18 protein-coding genes are annotated in these 20,470 nt (G+C 71.4%); 10 read left to right on the forward strand and 8 right to left on the reverse strand.

Translation table 11 applies throughout. The features are described from left to right. Nucleotides 1-8 precede the first annotated feature (8 nt). The 4 genes from QMO56_RS13980 to QMO56_RS13995 form a co-directional block, all read right to left on the reverse strand. Entirely contained in the window at nucleotides 9-1,151 is a 1,143-nt protein-coding gene (locus QMO56_RS13980; RefSeq protein ID WP_283526558.1) for an acyl-CoA dehydrogenase family protein, read from the reverse strand. Beyond that, complete coding sequence (locus tag QMO56_RS13985) at nucleotides 1,151-1,888, reverse strand: ABC transporter ATP-binding protein (RefSeq protein ID WP_283526559.1); 738 nt, start codon at nucleotides 1,886-1,888, stop codon at nucleotides 1,151-1,153. Before QMO56_RS13985 ends, QMO56_RS13980 begins: the two co-directional genes overlap by 1 nt. 5 nt (nucleotides 1,889-1,893) lie before the next feature. Then, nucleotides 1,894-2,766: an ABC transporter permease gene (locus QMO56_RS13990; protein ID WP_283526560.1), complete on the reverse strand. Its 873-nt coding sequence runs from the start codon at nucleotides 2,764-2,766 to the stop codon at nucleotides 1,894-1,896. Between the two features lie 251 nt (nucleotides 2,767-3,017). Beyond that, nucleotides 3,018-3,515 carry an Lrp/AsnC family transcriptional regulator gene (locus QMO56_RS13995; RefSeq protein ID WP_283526561.1) on the reverse strand — a complete coding sequence of 166 codons (498 nt, stop codon included), beginning with the start codon at nucleotides 3,513-3,515 and terminating at the stop codon, nucleotides 3,018-3,020. 292 nt (nucleotides 3,516-3,807) lie between these two features. Here QMO56_RS13995 and QMO56_RS14000 point away from each other — a divergent pair, with 292 nt between their 5' ends. Then, nucleotides 3,808-5,952: an HWE histidine kinase domain-containing protein gene (locus tag QMO56_RS14000; RefSeq protein ID WP_283526562.1), complete on the forward strand. Its 2,145-nt coding sequence runs from the start codon at nucleotides 3,808-3,810 to the stop codon at nucleotides 5,950-5,952. Between the two features lie 9 nt (nucleotides 5,953-5,961). On the opposite strand, the gene QMO56_RS14005 is transcribed toward QMO56_RS14000, so the two are convergent. Together QMO56_RS14005 and QMO56_RS14010 are read right to left on the reverse strand one after the other, a co-directional pair. Further along, complete coding sequence (locus tag QMO56_RS14005; protein ID WP_283526563.1) at nucleotides 5,962-6,204, reverse strand: DUF3297 family protein; 243 nt, start codon at nucleotides 6,202-6,204, stop codon at nucleotides 5,962-5,964. Nucleotides 6,205-6,299: 95 nt separating this feature from the next. After that, nucleotides 6,300-6,680, reverse strand: a complete 381-nt coding sequence (locus QMO56_RS14010) for a hypothetical protein (protein WP_283526564.1) — start codon at nucleotides 6,678-6,680, stop codon at nucleotides 6,300-6,302. Nucleotides 6,681-6,976: 296 nt separating this feature from the next. Between QMO56_RS14010 and QMO56_RS14015 the strand changes: the two genes are divergently transcribed. From QMO56_RS14015 to QMO56_RS14045, 7 genes are all read left to right on the forward strand, one after another. After that, nucleotides 6,977-9,064, forward strand: coding sequence for a hydantoinase/oxoprolinase family protein (locus QMO56_RS14015; protein WP_283526565.1), 2,088 nt, complete (start codon nucleotides 6,977-6,979; stop codon nucleotides 9,062-9,064). Continuing rightward, the gene (locus QMO56_RS14020; protein WP_283526566.1) at nucleotides 9,061-10,734 is read left to right on the forward strand and encodes a hydantoinase B/oxoprolinase family protein; all 1,674 of its coding nucleotides are present in this window, start codon (nucleotides 9,061-9,063) and stop codon (nucleotides 10,732-10,734) included. Before QMO56_RS14015 ends, QMO56_RS14020 begins: the two co-directional genes overlap by 4 nt. 69 nt (nucleotides 10,735-10,803) lie before the next feature. Then, the gene (locus QMO56_RS14025) at nucleotides 10,804-11,802 is read left to right on the forward strand and encodes a TRAP transporter substrate-binding protein (RefSeq protein WP_283526567.1); all 999 of its coding nucleotides are present in this window, start codon (nucleotides 10,804-10,806) and stop codon (nucleotides 11,800-11,802) included. 1 nt (nucleotide 11,803) lies between these two features. Further along, nucleotides 11,804-12,394: a TRAP transporter small permease subunit gene (locus QMO56_RS14030; RefSeq protein WP_283526568.1), complete on the forward strand. Its 591-nt coding sequence runs from the start codon at nucleotides 11,804-11,806 to the stop codon at nucleotides 12,392-12,394. Beyond that, nucleotides 12,391-13,695 carry a TRAP transporter large permease gene (locus QMO56_RS14035; protein WP_283526569.1) on the forward strand — a complete coding sequence of 435 codons (1,305 nt, stop codon included), beginning with the start codon at nucleotides 12,391-12,393 and terminating at the stop codon, nucleotides 13,693-13,695. Before QMO56_RS14030 ends, QMO56_RS14035 begins: the two co-directional genes overlap by 4 nt. Nucleotides 13,696-13,874: 179 nt before the next feature. Next, on the forward strand, nucleotides 13,875-14,852 hold the full coding sequence (locus QMO56_RS14040) for a tripartite tricarboxylate transporter substrate binding protein (protein WP_283526570.1): 978 nt from the start codon (nucleotides 13,875-13,877) through the stop codon (nucleotides 14,850-14,852). 102 nt (nucleotides 14,853-14,954) lie between these two features. After that, nucleotides 14,955-15,326: a cupin domain-containing protein gene (locus QMO56_RS14045; protein WP_283526571.1), complete on the forward strand. Its 372-nt coding sequence runs from the start codon at nucleotides 14,955-14,957 to the stop codon at nucleotides 15,324-15,326. Nucleotides 15,327-15,677: 351 nt separating this feature from the next. Here QMO56_RS14045 and QMO56_RS14050 read toward each other — a convergent pair whose 3' ends face one another. After that, nucleotides 15,678-16,367, reverse strand: a complete 690-nt coding sequence (locus QMO56_RS14050) for a fumarylacetoacetate hydrolase family protein (RefSeq protein WP_283526572.1) — start codon at nucleotides 16,365-16,367, stop codon at nucleotides 15,678-15,680. A gap of 161 nt (nucleotides 16,368-16,528) precedes the next feature. On the opposite strand from QMO56_RS14050, the gene QMO56_RS14055 reads away from it, so the two are divergent. Both QMO56_RS14055 and eutC read left to right on the forward strand, forming a co-directional pair. Beyond that, the gene (locus QMO56_RS14055) at nucleotides 16,529-17,926 is read left to right on the forward strand and encodes an ethanolamine ammonia-lyase subunit EutB (protein WP_283526573.1); all 1,398 of its coding nucleotides are present in this window, start codon (nucleotides 16,529-16,531) and stop codon (nucleotides 17,924-17,926) included. Continuing rightward, a complete protein-coding gene (gene eutC / locus QMO56_RS14060) occupies nucleotides 17,916-18,665 on the forward strand; it encodes an ethanolamine ammonia-lyase subunit EutC (RefSeq protein WP_283526574.1) in 750 nt (249 codons plus the stop codon). Before QMO56_RS14055 ends, eutC begins: the two co-directional genes overlap by 11 nt. A gap of 131 nt (nucleotides 18,666-18,796) precedes the next feature. On the opposite strand, the gene zwf is transcribed toward eutC, so the two are convergent. Then, nucleotides 18,797-20,275 carry a glucose-6-phosphate dehydrogenase gene (zwf, locus tag QMO56_RS14065; protein ID WP_283526575.1) on the reverse strand — a complete coding sequence of 493 codons (1,479 nt, stop codon included), beginning with the start codon at nucleotides 20,273-20,275 and terminating at the stop codon, nucleotides 18,797-18,799. Nucleotides 20,276-20,470 lie beyond the last annotated feature (195 nt).

A 20,470-nucleotide genomic window follows, 5' to 3' on the forward strand; every position in this document is an offset into this window, starting at 1 on the left:
TTCCTCCTTCAGCTTTGGCCGAGGGCGAGGCGCCCGGCGGCGAGATGGGCGGCATCGGGTTGCGGGGTGTGGATGCGGGCGCAGAGCACGTCGCGCAGGTGGCGCTCCAGCGGGTTGCCGCGCGCCAGCCCGTGGTTGCCGCAGAGCGCGATGGCCTGCTGCACCACCTCGATGGCGTTCTCGGCGGCGAGGGTCTTGACCAGCCCGGTCTGCGCGGCGGAGAGGCCCTCGCCGCGATCCTCCGCGGCGGCGGCATCGGCGACCAGCCGGTCATTGGCCAGCAGCCGCGCCTCGATGCGGCCGACCGCCTCCTGCATGCGCGGCAGGGTGGCCAGGGCGGCGCCGAGATTGGCGGGCTTGCGCGCGTTCAGGAACTGCACCAGCCAGTCCCGCGCGGCGCGCGCCACGCCGGTGTAGAGGGCGGCGATCAGCAGCGTGTTCCAGGCGGCCTGGGTGGCGTCGGGGCGGCCCCATTCGGCGGGCGGGCGCAGGTCGGGCGCGTTCTCCGCCGGCAGGGTGACGCCCTCGAAGACCACGTCATGGCTGCCCGAGGCGCGCAGCCCGGCCTGGTCCCAGCTTTCCTCGATGCGCAGGCCGCGCGCATCGGCCGGTACGAGAACGAGGCCGGTGCGCGGCGACTCCTCCTCGGTGGCGGCGAAGACCAGCATCCAGTGCAGCCCCGGCGCCCCGGTCGAGTAGATCTTGCGGCCGGAAAGCACCCAGCCCTCGCCGTTGCGGCGCAGCCGGGTGGCCGGCAGGCCGCCGCGCGCCGGGGTGCCCAGCTCCGGCTCCACCCGCAGCGCATTGACCAGCTCGCCGCGCCGCACGGCGCCCTCGCCGAGCCGGGCGCTGAGCCCCGCCCAGGCTGCCTCGCGGCCGAGCATCCGGTGCTGGATGAACTGCATGGCCAGCACCAGGGCGGTGGCCGGGCAGCCCTCGGCGATGGCGCCGACCACGGCGGCGCTCTGCGCCAGCCCGGCGCCTGCGCCGCCATGCTCGCGCGGCACGGTCAGGCCGAGCAGCCCGGCCGCGTGCAGCGCGCGGAAGTTCTGGTGCGGGAAGCTGGCCTCGCGGTCGTGCCGCGCGGCGGTGGCGGCGAAGTCCCGCGCCAGCGTCTGGAAGGAGGGCGGGCGCAGCAGGACGCCGTCCATCAGGCCGCCTCCTCCTGGCCGACGCCCAGCTCGGCCAGCAGCCGGCGCCGCAGCGCGGCGAAGCCGGCATCGGCATGGGCGCGCGGGCGCGGCAGGTCCACGGGGATGTCGGCGGCGATGCGGCCGCCATCCAGCACCAGCACGCGGTCGGCCAGCAGCACCGCCTCGTCCACGTCATGGGTGACGATCAGCGTGGTCGGGCCGTGGTGGCGCCAGAGATCCAGCACCAGGGCGTGCATGCGGATGCGGGTCAGCGCGTCGAGCGCAGCGAAGGGCTCGTCGAGCAGCAGCAGGCGCGGCTCGCGCACCAGGGCGCGGGCCAGCGCGGCGCGCTGCGCCTCGCCGCCGGAGAGGGTGACGGGCCAGGCATCCTGGCGGTGGCCGAGGCCCACCTCGGCCAGCGCCTGCTCGGCGCGGCGGCGGGCGCCGGCGCCGGGCAGACCGAGCATGACGTTCTGCCAGATCTTCTTCCAGGGCAGCAGGCGCGGCTCCTGGAACACCACCGCAGCCGGGCGGGGCAGGTCGAGCCGGGCATCGGGCGGGGCGTCGTCCAGCCCGGCGAGGGTGCGCAGCAGGGTGGTCTTGCCCGAGCCGCTGCGGCCGAGCAGGGCGGTGAAGCTGCCGGGCGCGAGGTCGAGGTTCAGCGCGTCCAGCACCGTGTTCTCGCCGAAGCGGCGGGTCAGGTTGCGGACGCGCAGCGCGTCATGCGTGGCGAGGGCGGGGGCGTGGATGTCCATGGGTCTCATGCCTTCAGCAGGCCGGGGCGCCAGGCCAGGGCGCGGCGCTCAACGAGGCGCACCAGCGCGTCCGCGCCGAGGCCGAGCAGCGCATAGACGACCAGGCCGACGACGATGACGTCGGTGCGCAGGAACTCGCGCGCGTCGTTGATCAGGAAGCCGATGCCGGCGGTGGCGTTGATCTGCTCGGCGATCACCAGGGAGAGCCAGGCGCTGCCGAGGGCGTAGCGCAGCCCGACCAGGGCGGAGGGCAAGGCGCCGGGCAGGATGACGTGGCGGATCAGCCCACGCCGGTCGAGCCCGAAGACCTTGGCCGCCTCGGCCAGCTTGGGATCGGTGCCGCGGATGCCGGCGAAGAGGGTGAGATAGACCGGGAAGGTGGCGCCGAGCGCGACGAGCGCGATCTTCGGCGTCTCGCCGATGCCGAACCACAGGATGAAGAGCGGCACCAGCGCCAGGAAGGGCATGGTGCGCAGCATCTGCATCGGCGCGTCCACCACCTCCTCGCCGAGGCGGGAGAGGCCGGCGGCGAGGGCCAGCGCCGCACCGGTGGTGACGCCGAGGGTGAAGCCGGTCAGCACCCGGCCGAGCGAGACGAGCAGATGATAGGGCAGCTCGCCGGTCTCGATCAGCTCCCAGGTGCTGGCCAGCACGGTGGTCGGCGCCGCCAGGGTGCGCGGCGAGATCAGCCCGGCCATCGAGGCGGCCTGCCAGAGCAGCACCAGCAGCAGCGGCGAGACGAAGCGGCGCCAGCGGCCGCCAAGGAGCTTATGCCGGGGCTTGCGCGCGGTGGCCGGAAGGCGGGCGGGCGAGGTGGTGGCGGAGGCGCGGGGTGCCGCAAGCGGGCGTGGGGCGGCCGCCACTTGGGTATCGGGCATGCGGGCTCCTTCGCGGCCGCAGCCGCGTTCAGGGCGGAAGGAAAGGCTGGGGCGGAGGCGGCGGGATCAGCGCCGACAGCGCATCCGGCGGCCGGTCCGGCCACGCGCAAGCCGGAGGTCCAGCAAGGCAACGGAATGGTGCATCGCCGGAAAAGCTAAGGATTGCAGGGCTTTGGTGAAAGAGTTGTGTTTTCCAAAGTTCCGCCGTGCCGCAGCATGGCATTGTCGTCCGGCGGGCCGGAGGGGGAATTCTATTCCTTTGCCGGCTCCGGTGCCCCGCGCTCCCGGAAGGCGCCGCCCGCCAGCGGGTAGGCGGTGGTGTGCTTGATCCGCTCCATGGCGAATCGCGAGGTGACGTCGCGCATCGGTACGGCCTCCACCAGGCGGCGGTAGAAGGTGTCGAAGGCCGCCATGTCGGCCACCGCGACACGCAGCATGTAATCGACCTCGCCGGCCATGCGGTAGACCTCCATCACCTCCGGCATGGCTTCCACCGCGGCGCGGAAGCGCGCCATCCAGGCCGGGCTGTGCTCGCCCGCCTCGATGGCGACAAAGACATGCAGGCCGAGCCCCACCGCCTCGGGCGAGACCAGCGCCACGCGCCGGGCGATGACGCCCGCCGCCTCCAGCTTCTGCACCCGCTTCCAGCAGGGGGTGGGGGAGAGCCCCACCCGGTCGGCGAGCTGGGCGATGGAGAGGGTGGCGTCCTCCTGCAGCAGGGTGAGCAGCCGGCGGTCGATATCGTCCATGGGCGGGGAGCCTCCTGTGGGTTCCGGGAGGGGGGCTGCGAGGGCGCGGCGACACGCCTCGGGAGCGCAATACGCGGTTCCGCCCGGTGCCGGCAGATCACAAGTCAGGGGCGGCAGCATCCATTGGTGGCCGAGGGGCAACAGGTATGCCGTCACCGCAGCCGCAAAGGGTTTATTCACTTTTTTGTGCTTGACGGGATTGTGAATTGGAAATCACAAGCATCACGCACTGTCGGCCAGTTCCCGGGATGCGCAGGCCGCCGGAGGGTGCAGAGCGGGGCGGGGCATTCGCATGGGGCAAGGAGTGGGGAAGCTGCCGCAGCCAAAGCGCCTGCGTGGACTCTGGCTCCGGCTTCTTGTCCTGGCCCTCATCGTGCTCGTGCCGGCGCTGTCCGTCGGTGCGGCGGGCGCCTGGCTCGCCCTGACATCCTATGACCGTGCCCTGCAGGACCGCCTGCAGGACACCGCCCGGGCGTTGGGCCTCGTGGTCGAACGCGAGATGGAGCAGCATTTCGCCAGCCTGGCGGGGCTGGCGGCCTCGCCGGCGCTGGACGGCGAGTTGGAGGCTGACCTCGCGCCGTTCTACCGGCATGCGAAGCGGGCCGCAGAGGCCGTCGGAACGTCAGTCGCGCTGATCGGGCCGGATCTGCGCATCCGGCTGGACACCGACCGCCCCTTCGGCGCCGCGCTGCCGGCCACCCAGGCGGTCGCCGCGACGCGCCGGACCCTGGAAACCGGTCAGCCCGCCGTCAGCGACCTGCTGGTCAGCGCCGTGACCGGGCGCCCCGGCATCATGGTGAACAGCCCGGTCATGCGGGAGGGGCACATCCTCGCCGTGGTCGGCACCTGGGTCGAGCCGGCCAGCCTCTCCAGCCTGCTGGCGGCGCCGGACCTGACGGGGAACACTTTCGCGGCGCTGATCGACAGCCGTCACGTCCTCGTCGCGCGCTCGCGCGCCGCCGAGCGTTTCAGCGGCACGACCATCCCGGCCGGGCTGGTCCGGGTGATGCAGGGTCGCAGCATGGGCGGCGGCGAGGGGCGGGCGCTCGAAGGCGAGGAAGTCCTCTACGCCTTCCGCGCCATCGAGGGGCTCCCTGGCTGGAACATCGTCGTCGCCGCCCCGCTCGCCGCCTCGCGGGCGATCTGGAACCGGCCGCTGCTGGCGCTGGCCGGCGGCGGCCTGGCGGCGATGCTGCTGGCCCTGGCCGCGGCGCGGTGGCTCAGCCGGCGCGTGCTGGCGCCGATCGCGGCGCTGCAGCGGCAGGCCGAGGCGGTCGCGCAGGGCAGGGACCTGCTGCTGCTGGCGCCCCTGGCCGAAACCGCGGAGATCAAGGAATTCGCCGCGCTGCAGCGCGCCCTCGCCGCCGCCGCCGCCACGCTGCGGCGGCAGATGGAGGCCGAGCGGCACGCGGTGGATGCGCTTCTGGCCAGCGAGCGCCGCTACCGCGCCCTGGCCGAGGCCGGGGCTGTCGCGCTCTGGCAGGCCGATGCGGCTGGCAACATTCTCGAAAGCCGGGGCTGGGAACTGCTGACGGGGCAGGCGCCGGAGCAGCTCCAGGGCACCGGCTGGGCCGCCGCGATCCACCCGGAGGATGCCGCCACCACCCTGGCGGCCTGGCAGGCAGCCTTCCTCGAGCGTCGGCCGCTCAACGTGCAGTTCCGGGTGCGGCGGCATGACGGCGCCTGGCTCTGGGTCCGCAGCCGGGGTGTGCCGGTGCTCAGTCCGGACGGCCGGCTGGTGGAATGGGCCGGCGTCGTCGAGGACACGGACGCGCAGCGCCGCGCCGCGGAACTGCAGCGGCTGCTGGCGCGCGAAGTGGACCACCGCGCCAAGAACGTGCTCTCCATCGTGCAATCCGTGGTGCGGCTGACCCGGACCGAGGAGCCCGGCGCCTTCGTCGCCGCCGTCGAGGCGCGCATCGCCGCACTGGCCCGCGCCCATGCGCTGCTGGCCCAGGAGGGATGGGCCGGTGCCGATCTGCGCGCCATCGCCGAGCGGGAGTTCGCGCCCTATGCGACGGTGCGCTGCCATGCCTGCAGCAGCATCCGGCTTGAGGGGCCGCCGCTGCCGCTGGCCGCCACGGCCGTGCAGCCCCTGGCCATGGTGCTGCACGAGCTGGCCACCAACGCCGCCAAATACGGCGCCCTCTCCCGGCCGGACGGCACGTTGACCCTGCGTTGGGCACTCGACCGGAATGCGGACCTGCTGGTGCTGGACTGGCTGGAAACCGGCGGCCCGCCCCTGCAGGGGGCGCCGGCCCGGAGCGGCTTCGGCTCCCGCATCATCGAGGCCACCCTGCGCAGCCAGCTGCGCGGGCAGATGGAGCGCCGCTGGGAGGGCTCCGGCCTGGCCTGCCGCATCACCCTGCCGCTGGCCCGGACGGCTCTGGCCGAGCCCGCCGGCGAAAGCCGGCCGGCCTTCATGGTCACCGCCTGAGGCGGCGCCTCAGGGGGTGGTGCGGAAATAGGGCTCGACCGGCCCCTGCAGCTTGATGGTCATCGGGTTGCCCTTGCGGTCCAGGGTGGTGCCCACGGTCAGGCGGACCCAGCCCTCGCTGACGCAGTACTCTTCCACATTGGTCTTCTCGGCGCCCTTGAACCGCACGCCGATGCCGCGCTCCAGCAGGGCGGCGTCGTAATAGGGGCTGCGCGGGTTGCTCGACAGGCGATCAGGCGGGGTATCGGTCATCGGGTGGCTCTTCCTCCGGCGGAACAAGGGCGGGCATGCCGCGTCGGGTGATAACCAAGCGGCGCCGCCCTGCCAAATCGGCCATGGCGCCCGGCTCAGGCCTCGCGGGCGATGATGCCGTTCACCGTGCGGCAGGCCGCCACCACGGCGAGCAGCAACAGGCCCTGCCGGATCAGCCCGCCCGGGGTGAACAGGTATCCGCCCGCCCGCAGCTGGCTGGGGACGTAGTGCAGGAACTGCTGCAGCTCCGGGTCGAGCGTCAGGCCGCCCAGGGCCTGCAGCCCCAGCCACCAGAGCGCGCCCACCAGCAGCAGCAGCGGTCCGGCCAGTTCCGCCACCAACTCGATGAAGGTCAGGCTGAAGGTCACCAGCCCCCAGAAGAGGATCGAGGCCCCACGCAGGACCAGCCGGGACGTGCCGCCGCGGCTCTGGCGATAGGTGGCGAAGCTGTCGGAATGGGCCGGGGCGGTGGGCATGGCGGCTTTCCCTTCTGGATGCGGGCCCTTCTGGACAGGGGCGGCCCCCCTGGCGCCGGGCGGACCCCGTCCGCCCCCGCGGCGCGCGCGGCGCGACGGACCTGCAAGGCATACCGGCATCGGCGGCGGCATTCAAACCAATCACGCGCGCTGAACCGCCGCCTCGCCAAGCAGCCCCGGAATGGGCATGCTGGCACGAGAGTTGCTCCGCCTCCGCCGCGCACGGAGGCCAGGCACGGGTTGCCCCGCCACGGGAAATCAGCCGGGCGGATCCAGAGACGCAGGGAGACAGGGACTTGAGTTCGAGCTCAAACGTGCGGCTGGCGGCGGATATCGGCGGCACCTTCACCGACATCGTTCTCGATGCCGACGGTACGCGCCGCACGCGCAAGGTGCTGACCACGCCGGCTGCGCCGGAGGAGGGCGTGCTGGAGGGTGTTTCCCTGGTCCTGCAGGATGCGGGCCTGCGCTTTTCCGACATCGACGTCTTCGTCCATGGCACGACGCTGGCCACCAACGCCATCATCGAACGCCGTGGCGCCAGGACGGCGCTGATCGCCACGGCGGGCTTCCGCGACGTGCTGGAGATCGGCACCGAGAGCCGCTACGACCAATACGACCTGACGCTGGAGAAGCCGGTGCCGCTGGTGCCGCGCGCGCTGCGCTTCACCGTGCCGGAGCGGATGGACGCCGCGGGCCGCGTGCGCCTGCCGCTCGACGAGGCGGCGCTGGACGCGCTGGTGCCGGCGCTCCGCGAGGCCGGGGTGCAGAGCGTCGCCTTCGCCTTCCTGCACGCCTATGCCAACCCGGCGCATGAGCTGGCCGCCGGCGCCCGGCTGAAGGCGGCGATGCCGGGGCTTTCCATCACCCTCTCGCACGAGGTCTGCCCGGAGGTGCGGGAATACGAGCGCACCTCGACGGCGGTGGCCAATGCCTATGTGCAGCCGCTGATGGAGGGCTATCTCGGCCGCATGGCCGCCGCCCTGCGCGAGCGGCAGTACCGCGGCGCGACCTATCTGGTGACCTCCGGCGGCGGGCTGACCGCGCTGGAGACGGCACAGAAGTTCCCGGTGCGGCTGGTGGAATCCGGCCCCGCCGGCGGCGCCATCTTCGCCGCGCAGGTGGCCTTGCGGGCCGGCGAGCAGAAGGTGCTCTCCTTCGACATGGGCGGCACCACCGCCAAGATCTGCCTGATCGAGAAGGGCGAGCCGGCCACCTCCCGCTTCTTCGAGGTGGACCGCACGGCGCGTTTCCTGAAGGGCTCCGGCCTGCCGCTGCGCATCCCCGTCATCGAGATGGTGGAGATCGGCGCCGGCGGCGGCTCGATCGCCCAGGTGGACGCGCTGCAGCGGGTGACGGTGGGGCCGGAAAGCGCCTCCTCCGTGCCCGGCCCGGCCTGCTACGGGCGCGGCGGCACCCGCCCGGCGGTGACCGACGCCGACGTGGCGCTCGGCCTGATCGAGCCGGAGGGTTTTGCCGGTGGCAGCATGACGCTGCAGCCGGAGCTTTCCCGCCAGGCGCTCGGCAGCGAGATCGGCAAGAAGCTCGGCCTGTCGCCCGACATGGCGGCCTATGCCGTCTATGAGATGGTCTGCGAGAACATGGCCAGCGCCGCCCGCGTGCACGCTGCCGAGCGCGGCGCCGTCATCGGCCAGCACACCATGATCGCCTTCGGCGGCGCCGCGCCGCTGCATGCCGCGCGGGTGGCCGAGAAGGTCGGCGTGCCGCGCGTCGTGGTGCCGCCGAATGCCGGCGTCGGCTCGGCGGTCGGCTTCCTGGCCGCGCCGGTAGCCTATGAGATCGTGCGCAGCCGCCATGCGTTGCTGGACGAGAGCTTCGACGGCCCGGCCATCTCGGCGCTGTTCCAGGAGATGGCGGTCTCGGCCCGCGCGCTGGTCGAGCCGGGCGCGCGCGGTGCGCCCCTCTTCGAGCGGCGCACCGCCTTCATGCGCTATGTCGGCCAGGGCCACGAGATCACCGTGGCGCTGCCGAACCGCGAGCTGGGCGCCGAGGACGTGGCCGAGCTGCGCCGCATCTTCGAGGCGGAATACGCGGCGCAGTTCGCCCGCGCCATTCCGGCGGCGGCGATCGAGGTGCTGAACTGGTCGGTGCTGGTCTCCACGGTGGCCGAGCCGCCGGCGGTGGCGGCGCCCGTCGCCCCCGCGCCGGCGCCGAAGCCGGCCGGGCTGCGGCTGGTCTTCGACGGCCGCAGCGAGAAGGCCGTGGAGGTGCCGGTCTATGACCGCACCGCCATGGCGCCCGGCGCCGTGGTCCCCGGCCCGGCACTGATCGCCGAGGACGAGACCACCACCTACGTATCCGGCAGCTTCGATGCCCATGTGGACGGCAGCGGCTGCATCGTGATGGAGCAGAAGGCGGCATGAGCACCGAGACCCGCCCGCAGGCGAGCCTGATCGACCTGCAGATCATGTGGAACCGCCTGATCGCCGTGGTCGGCGAGCAGGCGCAGGTGCTGATCCGCACCGCCTTCAGCCCGATCGTGCGCGAATGCGGCGACATCTCCGCCGGCATCTTCGACCTGGAGGGGCGGATGCTGGCGCAGGCCGTCACCGGCACCCCGGGCCATGTCAACTCGATGGCGGAATCGGTGAAGCACTTCCTCCGCCACTTCCCCATCGAGACGATGAAGGAGGGCGACGCCTACATCACCAACGACCCGTGGATGGGCACGGGCCACCTGAACGACTTCGTCATCACCACGCCCGCCTTCCACCGGGGCAAGCTGGTCGGCCTGTTCTCCTGCACCAGCCACCTGATGGACATCGGCGGCCTGGGCAACGGTCCCGAGGCCTCCGACGTCTTCATGGAGGGCCTCTATATCCCGATGCTGAAGCTCATCGACCAGGGCCAGGTCAATGAGACGCTGATGGCGATGATCCGCGCCAACACGCGGCTGCCGGTGGACACCGAGGGCGACACCTACTCCCTCGCCGCCTGCAACGATGTCGGCGCGCGCGCCCTCTCCGCCATGATGGAGGAGTTCGGCATCGACACGCTGGAGCCGCTCGCCGAATACATCATCGCGCGCTCGCGCGAGGCGGTGCTGGCCGAGGTGGCGAAGCTGCCCAGAGGCACCTGGCGCTACAGCATGACGGTGGACGGCTACGACCACCCGCTGACGCTGCAGGCCGAGCTGACCGTCTCCGAGAGCGGCATCCATGTGGACTACACCGGCACCTCGCAGCAGGTGCGGCGTGGCATCAACGTGCCGCTGGCCTATACCACGGCCTATACGGTCTTCGGCCTGGGCTGCATCGTCGCCGCCAACATCCCGAACAATGCCGGCTCGCTGGCGCCGCTCACCGTCTCGGCGCCGCGCGGCGTGGTGCTGAACGCGCCGAAGCCGGCGCCGGTCTCCTCGCGGCATGTGCTCGGCCAGATGCTGCCCGACATGGTCTTCGGCTGCCTGCGCCAGGCCATCCCCGACCGCGTGCCGGCGGAGGGCACCTCCTGCCTCTGGAACATCGTCGTGCGCGGCGAGCGGCAGGAGAGCCGCGGGCCGAACCATGGCTATGCGCTGGCCATCACCACCAATGGCGGCACCGGCGGCCGCCCGGCGCAGGACGGGCTCTCGGCCACCGCCTTCCCCAGCGGCGTGCAGGGCACGCCGGTGGAGATCGCCGAGATCCAGTCGCCGCTGATCTTCTGGCGCAAGGAACTGCGGCCGGACAGCGGCGGCGCCGGCGCGCATCGCGGCGGCCTCGGGCAGATCATGGAGATCGGCAACAACGAGGACGCGCCCTTCGAGCTGCTGGCGGCCTTCGACCGCATCGCCTATCCGCCGCGCGGTGCGGAGGGCGGCGGCGGGGGCGCACCAGGCCATGTCGGCCTGGCCTCGGGCGCCACGCTGCGCGGCAAGGGGCTGCAGGTCATCCCGCCCGGCGAGCGGCTGGTGGTGCTGACCCCCGGCGGCGGCGGCCTCGGCGACCCGAAGGCGCGCCCGGCGGCACAGCGCGCGGCCGACCTGCGCAACGGGCTGGTGACGCCCGAGGCCGCGGCGCGGCTCTATGGGGCGCCACAGGCCGCCGAATAGGCCTTCAGAACCAGAACAGGAAAAGCCGGGCCGCAGAGCCCGGCGCAGAGCTTCACGGGAGACTTACGAATGACCACGCGTCGCATCCTGATGACGGCGGCTCTCGGCACGCTCGCCGCCCCCGCCCTGATCCGCTCCGCCCGGGCGGCCACCCAGCTCGACCTCGCCACCGTCTGGCCGGACGGCAACTTCCACACCCAGAACGCCAAGCGCTTCGCCGCCGAGGTGGCCAAGGCCACCGGCAACGAGGTGCAGATCACCGTCCATTCCGGCGGCGCGCTCGGCTTCAAGGGGCCGGAGCTGCTGCGCTCGGTGCGCGACGGGCTGGTGCCGATGGCCGATGTGCTGAACAACCAGCAGATCGGCGATGCGCCGATCATGGGCATCGAATCGATTCCCTTCCTGATCGGCTCCTTCGACGAGCTGAAGGTGCTGGATAAGTACCTTCTGCCGGAATACGAGCGCGTGGTGAAGGCCAACAACCAGAAGATGCTCTACACGGTGCCCTGGCCGACGCAGTACATGCACCTGAAGTCGCCGATCGCCTCGATCGACGGGCTGCGCGGCGTGCGCATCCGCGCCTCCGACAAGGGCGTGGCCGACATGTGCACCGCGCTCGGCGCCGCCGGCACCATGATGCCCTGGGGCGAGGTGGTGCCCGCGCTCGCCTCCGGCCGCATCGATGGCGTCTGCACCTCGGCGACCTCGGGCGTGGACGGGCGGTTCTGGGAGTTCATGAAGGTCGCCTACCGCACCAACCACACCTTCTCCTCGCAGCTCGTCACCATCAATCTCGACACCTGGAACGACCTCTCCGCCGCCAACCGCGAGAAGATCGAGACCCTGGCCAAGACGCTGCAGCCGGAGTTCTGGGACGTCGCCGCCAAGGACGACACCACCAGCGTGCAGCGGCTGACCAAGGAGGGCATGCAGGTGGTGGACGTGGACCCCGCCATGCTGGCCGAGATGCGCAAGCGCACCGCCTTCATGAAGGACGACTTCATCAAGCGCGTGCCTTCCGCAAAGCCGATCATCGAGGCCTATCTGGCCGAGCTCGGGAGGGCCTGATTTGGCCTCTCCCGTGCTGCATCCGGCACGGGCGGCGCCACCCTCGGGGATGGCGCCGGCGGTGCTGCGCTTCTCCGACGGCGTCGCGGCGGCCAGCGGCGCCTTCGCCTCGCTCTGCCTGGTGGCGCTCCTGCTGCTGATCCTGGCCGAGGTGGGGGCCGGCCTGCTCGGCAAGCTCTTTCCCGGCTTCGGCGGCGAGATCACCGTCGCCTGGGAATACGGCGCCTATCTGATGGGGGCCGTCTTCCTGTTCGGCGCGGCGGCGGGGCTGCGCGCCGGCACGCATATCCGCGTCTCCATCCTGCTGGCGCGTGCGGGGCGCGGCTTCACGCTGGTGCTGGAGCTGGTGGCGACGCTGATCGGCCTTTTCGTCACCGGGTTCCTGGCCTGGGCGCTGGTGCAGTTCGCGCTGCGCGCCTGGAGCAGCGGCCGGCTCTCCAGCGGCAGCCTGACGCCGCTCTGGATCCCCGACGCCGTGCTGGCGCTCGGCGCCGTGTTGCTGGCCGTGCAGATGGCGACGCGGCTGCTGCGCGTGCTGCTCGGCCTGCCCACCGAGGATGAGAGCCTGAAGGCCGGGAGTGTCGGCGAATGACGGGGGTGATGGGCGCGCTCTTCGCCGCGCTGTTCGGCATGCTCGCGGTCGGCGCCTGGGTCGGCATCGCGCTGATGGCGACCTCCATGGTGCTGCTCTGGGGCTTCCGCAGCCTGCCGGTGGACCGGCTGCTGGCGCAGTACACCTTCAACATCCTGACCACCTCCGAGCTGGTGGCGCTGCCGCTCTTCATCCTGATGGGCGAGTTCCTGTTCCGCACGCGGCTCTCGCGCTCGTTGTTCAACGGGCTGGCGCCCTGGGCGGCGCTGCTGCCGGGGCGGCTGCTGCATGTCAACGTGGTCGGCTGCACCATCTTCGCGGCGATCTCCGGCTCCTCCGCCGCAACGACGCAGGTGGTGGGCCGCATCGCGCTGAGCGAGCTGAAGGCGCGCGGCTATGACCGGCGCATCGCCATCGGCAGCCTGGCGGGGGCGGGGACGCTCGGCTTCCTCATCCCGCCCTCCAGCGTGATGATCATCTACGGCGTGCTGGCCGATGAATCCGTGCTGCGGCTGTTCACCGCCGGCTTCCTGCCGGGGATGCTGCTGGCCGGCTGCTTCATGGCCTGGGTGATGCTGCACAGCAAGCTGCAGCCCGGGCTGCTGCCGCCGCAGAGCGCGGAGGAGCGTGGCATGCGCTGGGGTCAGCGCTTCGCCGCGCTGCGCGAGCTGGCGCCGACGCTGTTCCTGATCCTCTGCGTGCTGGGCTCGATGTATGCCGGCATCGCCACGCCCTCCGAGGCGGCGGCGGTGGGCGTGCTGGGCGCCGTGCTGGTCAGCGGGCTGCAGGGCGAGCTGAACTGGCCGACGCTGCGCGCCATCGGCATCGGTGCGGCGCAGACCTGTGGCATGATCGGGCTGATCGTGCTCGGCGCGTCGATTCTCGGCAATGTCGCGGCCATCCTCGGCGTGCCGCGCCAGGTGGCGGAGATCGTCACGAGCTGGGGTCTCTCGCCGCTGATGCTGATCGTGGCGCTGACGCTGCTCTACCTGATCCTCGGCTGCTTCCTCGATGGCTTCTCAATGATCGTGATGACGCTGCCGGTGGTGCTGCCGCTCGTGACGGCCGCGGGCTTCGACAAGCTGTGGTTCGGCGTCTATCTCGTCATCGCCGTGGAGATGGCGCAGATCACGCCGCCGGTGGGGTTCAACCTCTTCGTCATCCAGGGGCTGACGGGGGAATCGCTGAGCACCATCGCCCGTGTCACGCTGCCCTACCTGCTGATCATGATGGGCTTCGTCATCCTGCTGGCGCTGGTGCCGGGCATCGTCAGCCTCGGGCCTTCGCTGCTGCTGGGGTAAGAAAAAGGCCGGGGGAAGGAATTCCCCCGGACCCCCATCTTTTTTCTTCGAGTGCGCTGCTCAGCCGCCAGGGCTCCCCTTTTTCCCGCACCCCGTCACAAGCCGATGGACTCCGCCGCCGAGTGGCGGCAGCGTGAAAGCGAAGCGCCGATCAAGGCGCCAAAAGGGAGGACAGGTTCATGAAGCCTTGGACGAGGCGCGCCGTGGTGGCTGCCATGGGGGCTCTGCCGGCCATCCGGCCCGGCGCCGCTGCCGAAGCCGGAAACTGGCCCAGCGAGACCATCCGGATCGTCGTGCCTTTCGCGCCCGGCGGCTCGACCGACGCCGCGGCCCGCCTGGTCGCGCCGGGGCTTCAGCAGCGCCTCGGGGTGCCCATCATCGTCGAGAACCGCAGCGGCGCAGCCGGCAGCATCGGCGCGGATGTCGTGGCGAAGGCAAAGCCCGACGGGTACACGTGGCTGCTCACCTTCGACTCCCACGCCCTGATGCCGATCCTGGTGCCGAGTCTGCCCTTCGATCTGGAGAAGGACCTGGACCCGGTGACGCAGATCGGCCGGGCGCCCTATGTCACGGCCTGCCAGCCCTCCAAGCCCTATCGCAGCATGGAGGATGTCTTCGCGGCCGCGCGCAAGGGGCCGGTCTCCTTCGGCTCGACGGGGAACGGCACGATCGGGCACCTGGTCATGCTGATGATGGCGCAGCGCAAGGACGTCGAGATCACCCACCTGCCGTATCGCAGCGGCGGCCTGGCGGTGAACGATGCCGTGGCCGGGCATGTGGACATGATGATCGGCAGCGCCGCCCTGCTGGCCTCCCAGATCTCGGGGGGCACGCTGCGGCCCCTGATGCAGTTCGGCAGCAAGCGCCTGCCGGCGCTGCCTGATGTGCCGACCGCCACGGAGTCCGGCTTCCCCGATCTGACCGCCGAGGCCTGGTGGGGCGTCTTCGCCCCGGCGGGCGTGCCGGCGCCGATCCTCGCCCGCTTCCAGGCCGCCGTGATCGACGCCTACCGCGAGCCCCGCATCGCCCGGCAGTTCACCGAGGTGAACCAGGCCGAGCTGGTGCTCGGCGACGCGCCGGCCCTGGCCAAGTTCGTGGAGAGCCAGATCCGCATCTGGGGCGAGGTGGCGCGCGCCAACCATGTCCGGCCGGATTGATGCCGCCTTCTTCGCGCGGCACCACTGGCGAAGGCGAGCGGCCGGCAGGCGGCGGAACCGGGCGCCGGCCCGATCTCCAGGTTTCCGAAAAGGGAGTGCACCATGAAGCAGGCTGACGAATTCCATAACCTCGATGATGCGGCCGGCGGCATCCTGCGCGAGCTCGCCCCTGGCCTGACCACGCGGATCTTCGCCGGCGAGCATGCCATGCTGTCCATCGTCACCATCGCGCCCAATGCCGCGGGCGAGATGCATCACCATCCCGAGGAGCAATGGGGCGTCCTGCTGGAGGGGAGCGCCATCCGCATCCAGGGCGACGAGGAGATTCCCGTCCGCAAGGGCGATTTCTGGCGCACGCCGGGCGGGGTTCCGCACACCATGCGCGCCGGGCCGGAGGGCGCGCGGGTGCTCGACATCTTCAGCCCGCCGCGGCCGCAGTACCGCGTGGCCGGGAAGGGCTTCGGCACCACGTGAGATCGGATGACCCCCAGCCGCGCCTCCCGTGATGGGCGGGGTGGCGTAAACATGGCGCCTCGCGGCTGCTCCTCAGAGGGCCGCCGCGCCATCCGGGGGCGGCCTCAAGGAGGTCGAGCCTTTCCCGCCCAGCCAAGCGCAGAATAGGAACAGAAGACCGGCGGAAGCGAGGAGGAGAAGCATGCCTCTGTCCCTGTGCCGCGGCGCTTCAGCCTGGAGTGCTGCCTTGCCGCCCTTCGGCGGCGGAATGGCCAGCCCCCCGGCACCCGCAAGGTCCGGCACGGCGCCCGGCGGGAGGCCGGCCGGTCCGGGACGGGTTGGGGGGCAGTCCCCCGGACCCGCCCTGGCCTTTCACCCGGCGTAGGTGACGCGCACCTCGCCGACGCCCTCGCAGGTGCCGTGCAGGCTGTCGCCCGGCTTCACGGCGCTGACGCCGGCCGGGGTGCCGGTCATCAGCAGGTCGCCCGGCAGCAGTTCCACATAGCGCGAGAGATAGGCGATGCTCTCCGGCACCGACCAGATCATCTGGTTCATGTCGCCGGTCTGCTGCACCTTGCCGTTCACGCTGACCTCGATCTTGCCCTTGCCGGGATGGCCGATCCTGGACGCCGGGATGATGGCGCTGATCGGGCAGGACTGGTCGAAGCCCTTCGACAGCTCCCAGGGGCGGCCGAGCTTCTTGGCTTCCGCCTGGATGTCGCGCCGCGTCATGTCCAGACCGACGGCATAGCCATAGACGTGCGAGAGCGCGTCCTCCACGGCGATGTCCTTGCCGCCCTTGCCGATGGCGACGACCAGCTCGATCTCGTGGTGCAGGTCCTTGGTCTGCACGGGGAAGGGCAGGCTGCCGCCGCCCGGCACCACCGCCGTCGCCGGCTTGGCGAAGAAGAAGGGCGGCTCGCGGTCGGGGTCGTGGCCCATCTCGCGGGCGTGGTCGGCATAGTTGCGGCCGACGCACCAGATGCGGCGCACCGGGAAGACGGCGGTCTCGCCCTCGACCGGCACGGTGGCCGGCTGCGGGGCCTCGATGACGTACTGCAAGGCAGGTCCTCCCCTGGCCCGCTGCCGGGCCGGTCCAAGCGGTTGCCGGAATGGGTTAGGAGCGCCTGGAAAACCCGTCAAGCCAGCGGCTTCCGCGCAATCCGGTGTTGGCGGCGGGGAGGGGGATGCTAGGCTTGCGGCCTCTGCGGAAGGAGGGGGCGATGGGCCGCTATGTCAGCGACTTCCGGGGCGAGCGGCACCGCTTCGCGGACCTGCGGGCGGTGCTGGCGAAGGCCTCCCCCCGCCGCTCGGGCGACGAGCTGGCCGGGCTGGCGGCGGAGAGCGACGCGCAGCGCATCGCCGCCCGCGCCGTGCTGGCCGACCTGCCGCTGACCCGCTTCCTGGAGGAGCCGCTGGTTCCCTACGAGCGGGACGAGGTGACGCGGCTGATCCAGGATATGCAGGACATGGCCGCCTTCGCCCCCGTTCGCCACCTGACCGTGGGTGGGCTGCGGGACTGGCTGCTCTCCGACGAGGCCACCACCGAGGCGCTGGCCGCCCTGGCACCGGGCCTGACGCCGGAGATGGCCGCCGCCGCCTGCAAGCTGATGCGCAACCAGGACCTGATCGCGGTGGCGCGGCGCTGCCGGGTGGTCACGGCATTCCGCAGCACGATCGGCCTGCCCGGGCGGCTCGCCACGCGCCTGCAGCCCAACCACCCCGCGGACGACCTGCGCGGCATCGCCGCCGCCACGCTGGACGGATTGCTCCTCGGCGCCGGTGATGCGGTGATCGGCGTCAACCCCGCCACCGACAGCCTCTCCAACGGCCTGGCGCTGCTGGAGATGCTGGACGGGCTGCGCGCCCGCCACGCCATCCCCACCCAGACCTGCGTGCTGACCCATGTGACCAACGCCATCCGCCTCGTCGAGCGCGGCGCGCCGGTGGACCTGGTGTTCCAGTCCATCGCCGGGACGGAGGCGGCCAATGCCGGCTTCGGCGTTTCCCTTGCCGTGCTGCGGGAGGCGCAGGAGGCGGCGCTGGCGCTGAAGCGTGGCACGGCGGGCGACAACGTGATGTATTTCGAGACCGGCCAGGGTGCCGCGCTCTCCGCCGACGCGCATCACGGCATCGACCAGCAAACCGTGGAGGCGCGCAGCTACGCCGTCGCCCGCGCCTTCCGCCCGCTGCTGGTGAACACCGTGGTCGGCTTCATCGGACCGGAATACCTCTATGACGGCAAGCAGATCATCCGCGCCGGGCTGGAGGACCATTTCTGCGCCAAATTGCTCGGCGTGCCGATGGGCGTGGATGTCTGCTACACCAACCATGCCGAGGCCGACCAGGACGACATGGACACGCTGATGACGCTGCTCGCCGTTGCCGGCTGCAACTTCATCATCACCGTGCCCGGCGCGGACGATATCATGCTCAACTACCAGAGCACCTCCTTCCATGACGCGCTCTACCTGCGCTCCACGCTCGGCCTGCGCGCCGCGCCGGAATTCGAGGCCTGGCTGGAAGCGATGGGCCTGATGGACGGCGCCGGCCGCCTCCACACTCTGGCCGAGGCCCCGATGCGCCGCCTGCTGGCCGGAGGCGTCGCCGATGCCGCCTGAGCGCGACACCCCCGCCGCCGATCCCTGGGCGCCGCTGCGGCGGATGACGCCGGCGCGCATCGGCCTCGGCCGCCGGGGTGACGCGCCGCCGCTGGAGGCTGTGCTCGACTTTCAACTCGCCCATGCACGGGCGCGCGACGCGGTCCACGCGGCGCTCGACGTGGCCACGCTGGTCACCGCGCTGGAGGGGCGCCCGCATGTCGTCGTGCGCAGCCAGGCGCCGGAGCGCGGCACCTATCTCCGCCGGCCGGACCTTGGCCGGCGTCTCGATCCGGGGTGCCTCCGCGACCTGCCGCACGGCGCGTGGGACGCGGCCTTCGTCCTGGCGGACGGGCTTTCCGCCACGGCCGTGCAGCGGCACGCGCTTCCCTTGTTGCAGGCCACTCTCGCGCGGCTGCCGGGCTGGCGCATCGCGCCTGTCGTCATCGCCACCCAGGCGCGGGTGGCGCTGGGCGACGAGATCGGCGCTGCCCTCGGCGCGCGGCTCTGCGCCATGCTGATCGGCGAACGTCCCGGCCTTTCGGTGGCGGATAGCCTGGGCGTCTATCTCACCCATGCTCCGCAGCCGGGGCGGCGGGATTCGGAGCGCAACTGCATCTCCAACATCCATCAATCCGGCGGACTCTCCTATGAGGCCGCGGCCGACAAGCTGGCCTGGCTGATGGCCGAGGCGCTGCGTCTGAAGCTCACCGGGATCGGGTTGAAGGACGACCAGCAGGCGGCATTGCCTGGCACCTGAAAGGCTGGGGGAATGAATTCCCCCAGACCCCCATCTTTTTCTTCGGGTTTCCCGTGCGGGCCGCCAGCGCGGCGCCAAACTGACAAAAAGAAGATGGGGGTCCGGGGGAATTCCTTCCCCCGGACTTTTTTTCAGTCCTCGCTCTCGTACCAGGTGCGGCCGTCGCGCTCGATCATGGCGATGGCGGCGGTCGGCCCCCAGCTTCCCGCCACATAGGGGCGCGGGGCCTCGGGGCGCTCGGCCCAGGTTTCGAGCAGCGGCTCCACCCAGCCCCAGGCGGCTTCCACCTCGTCGCGCCGCATGAAGAGCGTGGTATTGCCGCGCACCACATCCATCAGCAGGCGCTCATAGGCGTCGGGGTAGCGGGTGCCGAAGGCCTTCTCGAAGCTGATGTCGAGTCCGGTCGGGCGCAGATGCAGGCCGCCGGGGCCGGGTTCCTTGGTCATCATCTCCAGCCGCATGCCCTCCTCGGGCTGCAGGCGGATCAGCAGGCGGTTCGGCTGCAGATCGTGCTGCTCGCGCGGGAAGATGCTGAAGGGCGGCGTGCGGAACTGCACCACGATCTCCGACACCTTGCGCGGCAGCCGCTTGCCCGTGCGCAGATAGAAGGGCACGCCGGCCCAGCGCCAGGAATTCACCTGCACCTTCAGCGCCACGAAGGTCTCGGTCAGGCTGCGCTCGGTGCTGCCGATATCCACGAGATAGCCGGGCACGGCATGGCCGTTCGCCGCGCCGGCGGTGTACTGACCGCGCACGGTGAAGCTGTTCACCTCATGCGGCTCCACCCGGCGCAGCGCGCGCAGCACCTTCAGCTTCTCGTCCCGCACCGCGTCGGCGTCGAGCGAGATCGGGCTTTCCATCGCCAGCAGGCAGAGCAGCTGGAGCATGTGGTTCTGCACCATGTCGCGCAGCGCGCCGGAGCGGTCATAGTAGCCGCCGCGGCCTTCCACGCCGACCGTCTCGGCCACGGTGATCTGCACGTGGTCGATCATGTCGGCGTTCCACAGCCGCTCGAAGATCGGGTTGGCGAAGCGCAGCGCCAGCAGGTTCTGCACCGTCTCCTTGCCGAGATAGTGGTCGATGCGGAAGATCTGCGACTCCGGCATCACCTCGCCGACGGCGTTGTTGATGGCGCGCGCCGAGGCGAGGTCGTGGCCGATGGGCTTTTCCAGCACCACACGGGAGAGCGGGTGCAGCCCGCCATGGCGCGCCAGCTTCTGGCAGATCGGCCCGTAAAGCTCCGGCGAGGTGGCGAGATAGAAGGGTCGCACCTGTTCCGGCCGCTCGCTCAGGGTCGCGACCAGATCCGCCCAGCCTTCGTCGGAGAGCGCATCCACCGTCTGGTAGCTCACGAGGGCGAGGAAGGCCTGCAGCGTCTCGGCATCCAGATTGGCCGGGAGCACGAACTGGCGGAGCGCCGTCTCCGCTTTCTGGCGGTATTCGTCGGTGTCCATGGCCGTGCGGGCGACGGCGATGATGCGGCTGGTCGAGGAGAACTGCCGGTCCCGGAAACGGTCGTAGAGCGCGGGCAGAAGCTTGCGCATGGTCAGGTCGCCCGTCGCGCCGAACACGACGCAGTCGAAAGGCGCTACGGGGAGAAATCGGGCCATTGCTGCCGCTCCTCGGGATCAGACGGAGGGGCAAGGTAGCGTGCTGCGGCGCAAGGCTCCACGCGCCATCTGCGTCATTCCGCTCCATCCGACAAAATGACGATAGAAGCTGCCCCTGACTGCTCCACTCGTGCGCGAGTTTCGGTGCGCCGGGCGGATATCGCCCGCTTTACGCCCGGCATGCCGCAAAAATGG

This window comes from Roseomonas sp. E05, assembly GCF_030063475.1.
Taxonomy (GTDB): Bacteria; Pseudomonadota; Alphaproteobacteria; order Acetobacterales; family Acetobacteraceae; genus Pseudoroseomonas.

Coding starts and splice junctions, on each gene's coding strand:
- QMO56_RS13980 (WP_283526558.1), bottom strand. CDS start 1,151: ATGGACGGCGTCCTGCTGCGCCCGCCCTCCTTCCAGACGCTGGCGCGG.
- QMO56_RS13985 (WP_283526559.1), bottom strand. CDS start 1,888: ATGGACATCCACGCCCCCGCCCTCGCCACGCATGACGCGCTGCGCGTC.
- QMO56_RS13990 (WP_283526560.1), bottom strand. CDS start 2,766: ATGCCCGATACCCAAGTGGCGGCCGCCCCACGCCCGCTTGCGGCACCC.
- QMO56_RS13995 (WP_283526561.1), bottom strand. CDS start 3,515: ATGGACGATATCGACCGCCGGCTGCTCACCCTGCTGCAGGAGGACGCC.
- QMO56_RS14000 (WP_283526562.1), top strand. CDS start 3,808: ATGGGGCAAGGAGTGGGGAAGCTGCCGCAGCCAAAGCGCCTGCGTGGA.
- QMO56_RS14005 (WP_283526563.1), bottom strand. CDS start 6,204: ATGACCGATACCCCGCCTGATCGCCTGTCGAGCAACCCGCGCAGCCCC.
- QMO56_RS14010 (WP_283526564.1), bottom strand. CDS start 6,680: ATGCCCACCGCCCCGGCCCATTCCGACAGCTTCGCCACCTATCGCCAG.
- QMO56_RS14020 (WP_283526566.1), top strand. CDS start 9,061: ATGAGCACCGAGACCCGCCCGCAGGCGAGCCTGATCGACCTGCAGATC.
- QMO56_RS14025 (WP_283526567.1), top strand. CDS start 10,804: ATGACCACGCGTCGCATCCTGATGACGGCGGCTCTCGGCACGCTCGCC.
- QMO56_RS14035 (WP_283526569.1), top strand. CDS start 12,391: ATGACGGGGGTGATGGGCGCGCTCTTCGCCGCGCTGTTCGGCATGCTC.
- QMO56_RS14040 (WP_283526570.1), top strand. CDS start 13,875: ATGAAGCCTTGGACGAGGCGCGCCGTGGTGGCTGCCATGGGGGCTCTG.
- QMO56_RS14045 (WP_283526571.1), top strand. CDS start 14,955: ATGAAGCAGGCTGACGAATTCCATAACCTCGATGATGCGGCCGGCGGC.
- QMO56_RS14055 (WP_283526573.1), top strand. CDS start 16,529: ATGGGCCGCTATGTCAGCGACTTCCGGGGCGAGCGGCACCGCTTCGCG.
- eutC (WP_283526574.1), top strand. CDS start 17,916: ATGCCGCCTGAGCGCGACACCCCCGCCGCCGATCCCTGGGCGCCGCTG.
- zwf (WP_283526575.1), bottom strand. CDS start 20,275: ATGGCCCGATTTCTCCCCGTAGCGCCTTTCGACTGCGTCGTGTTCGGC.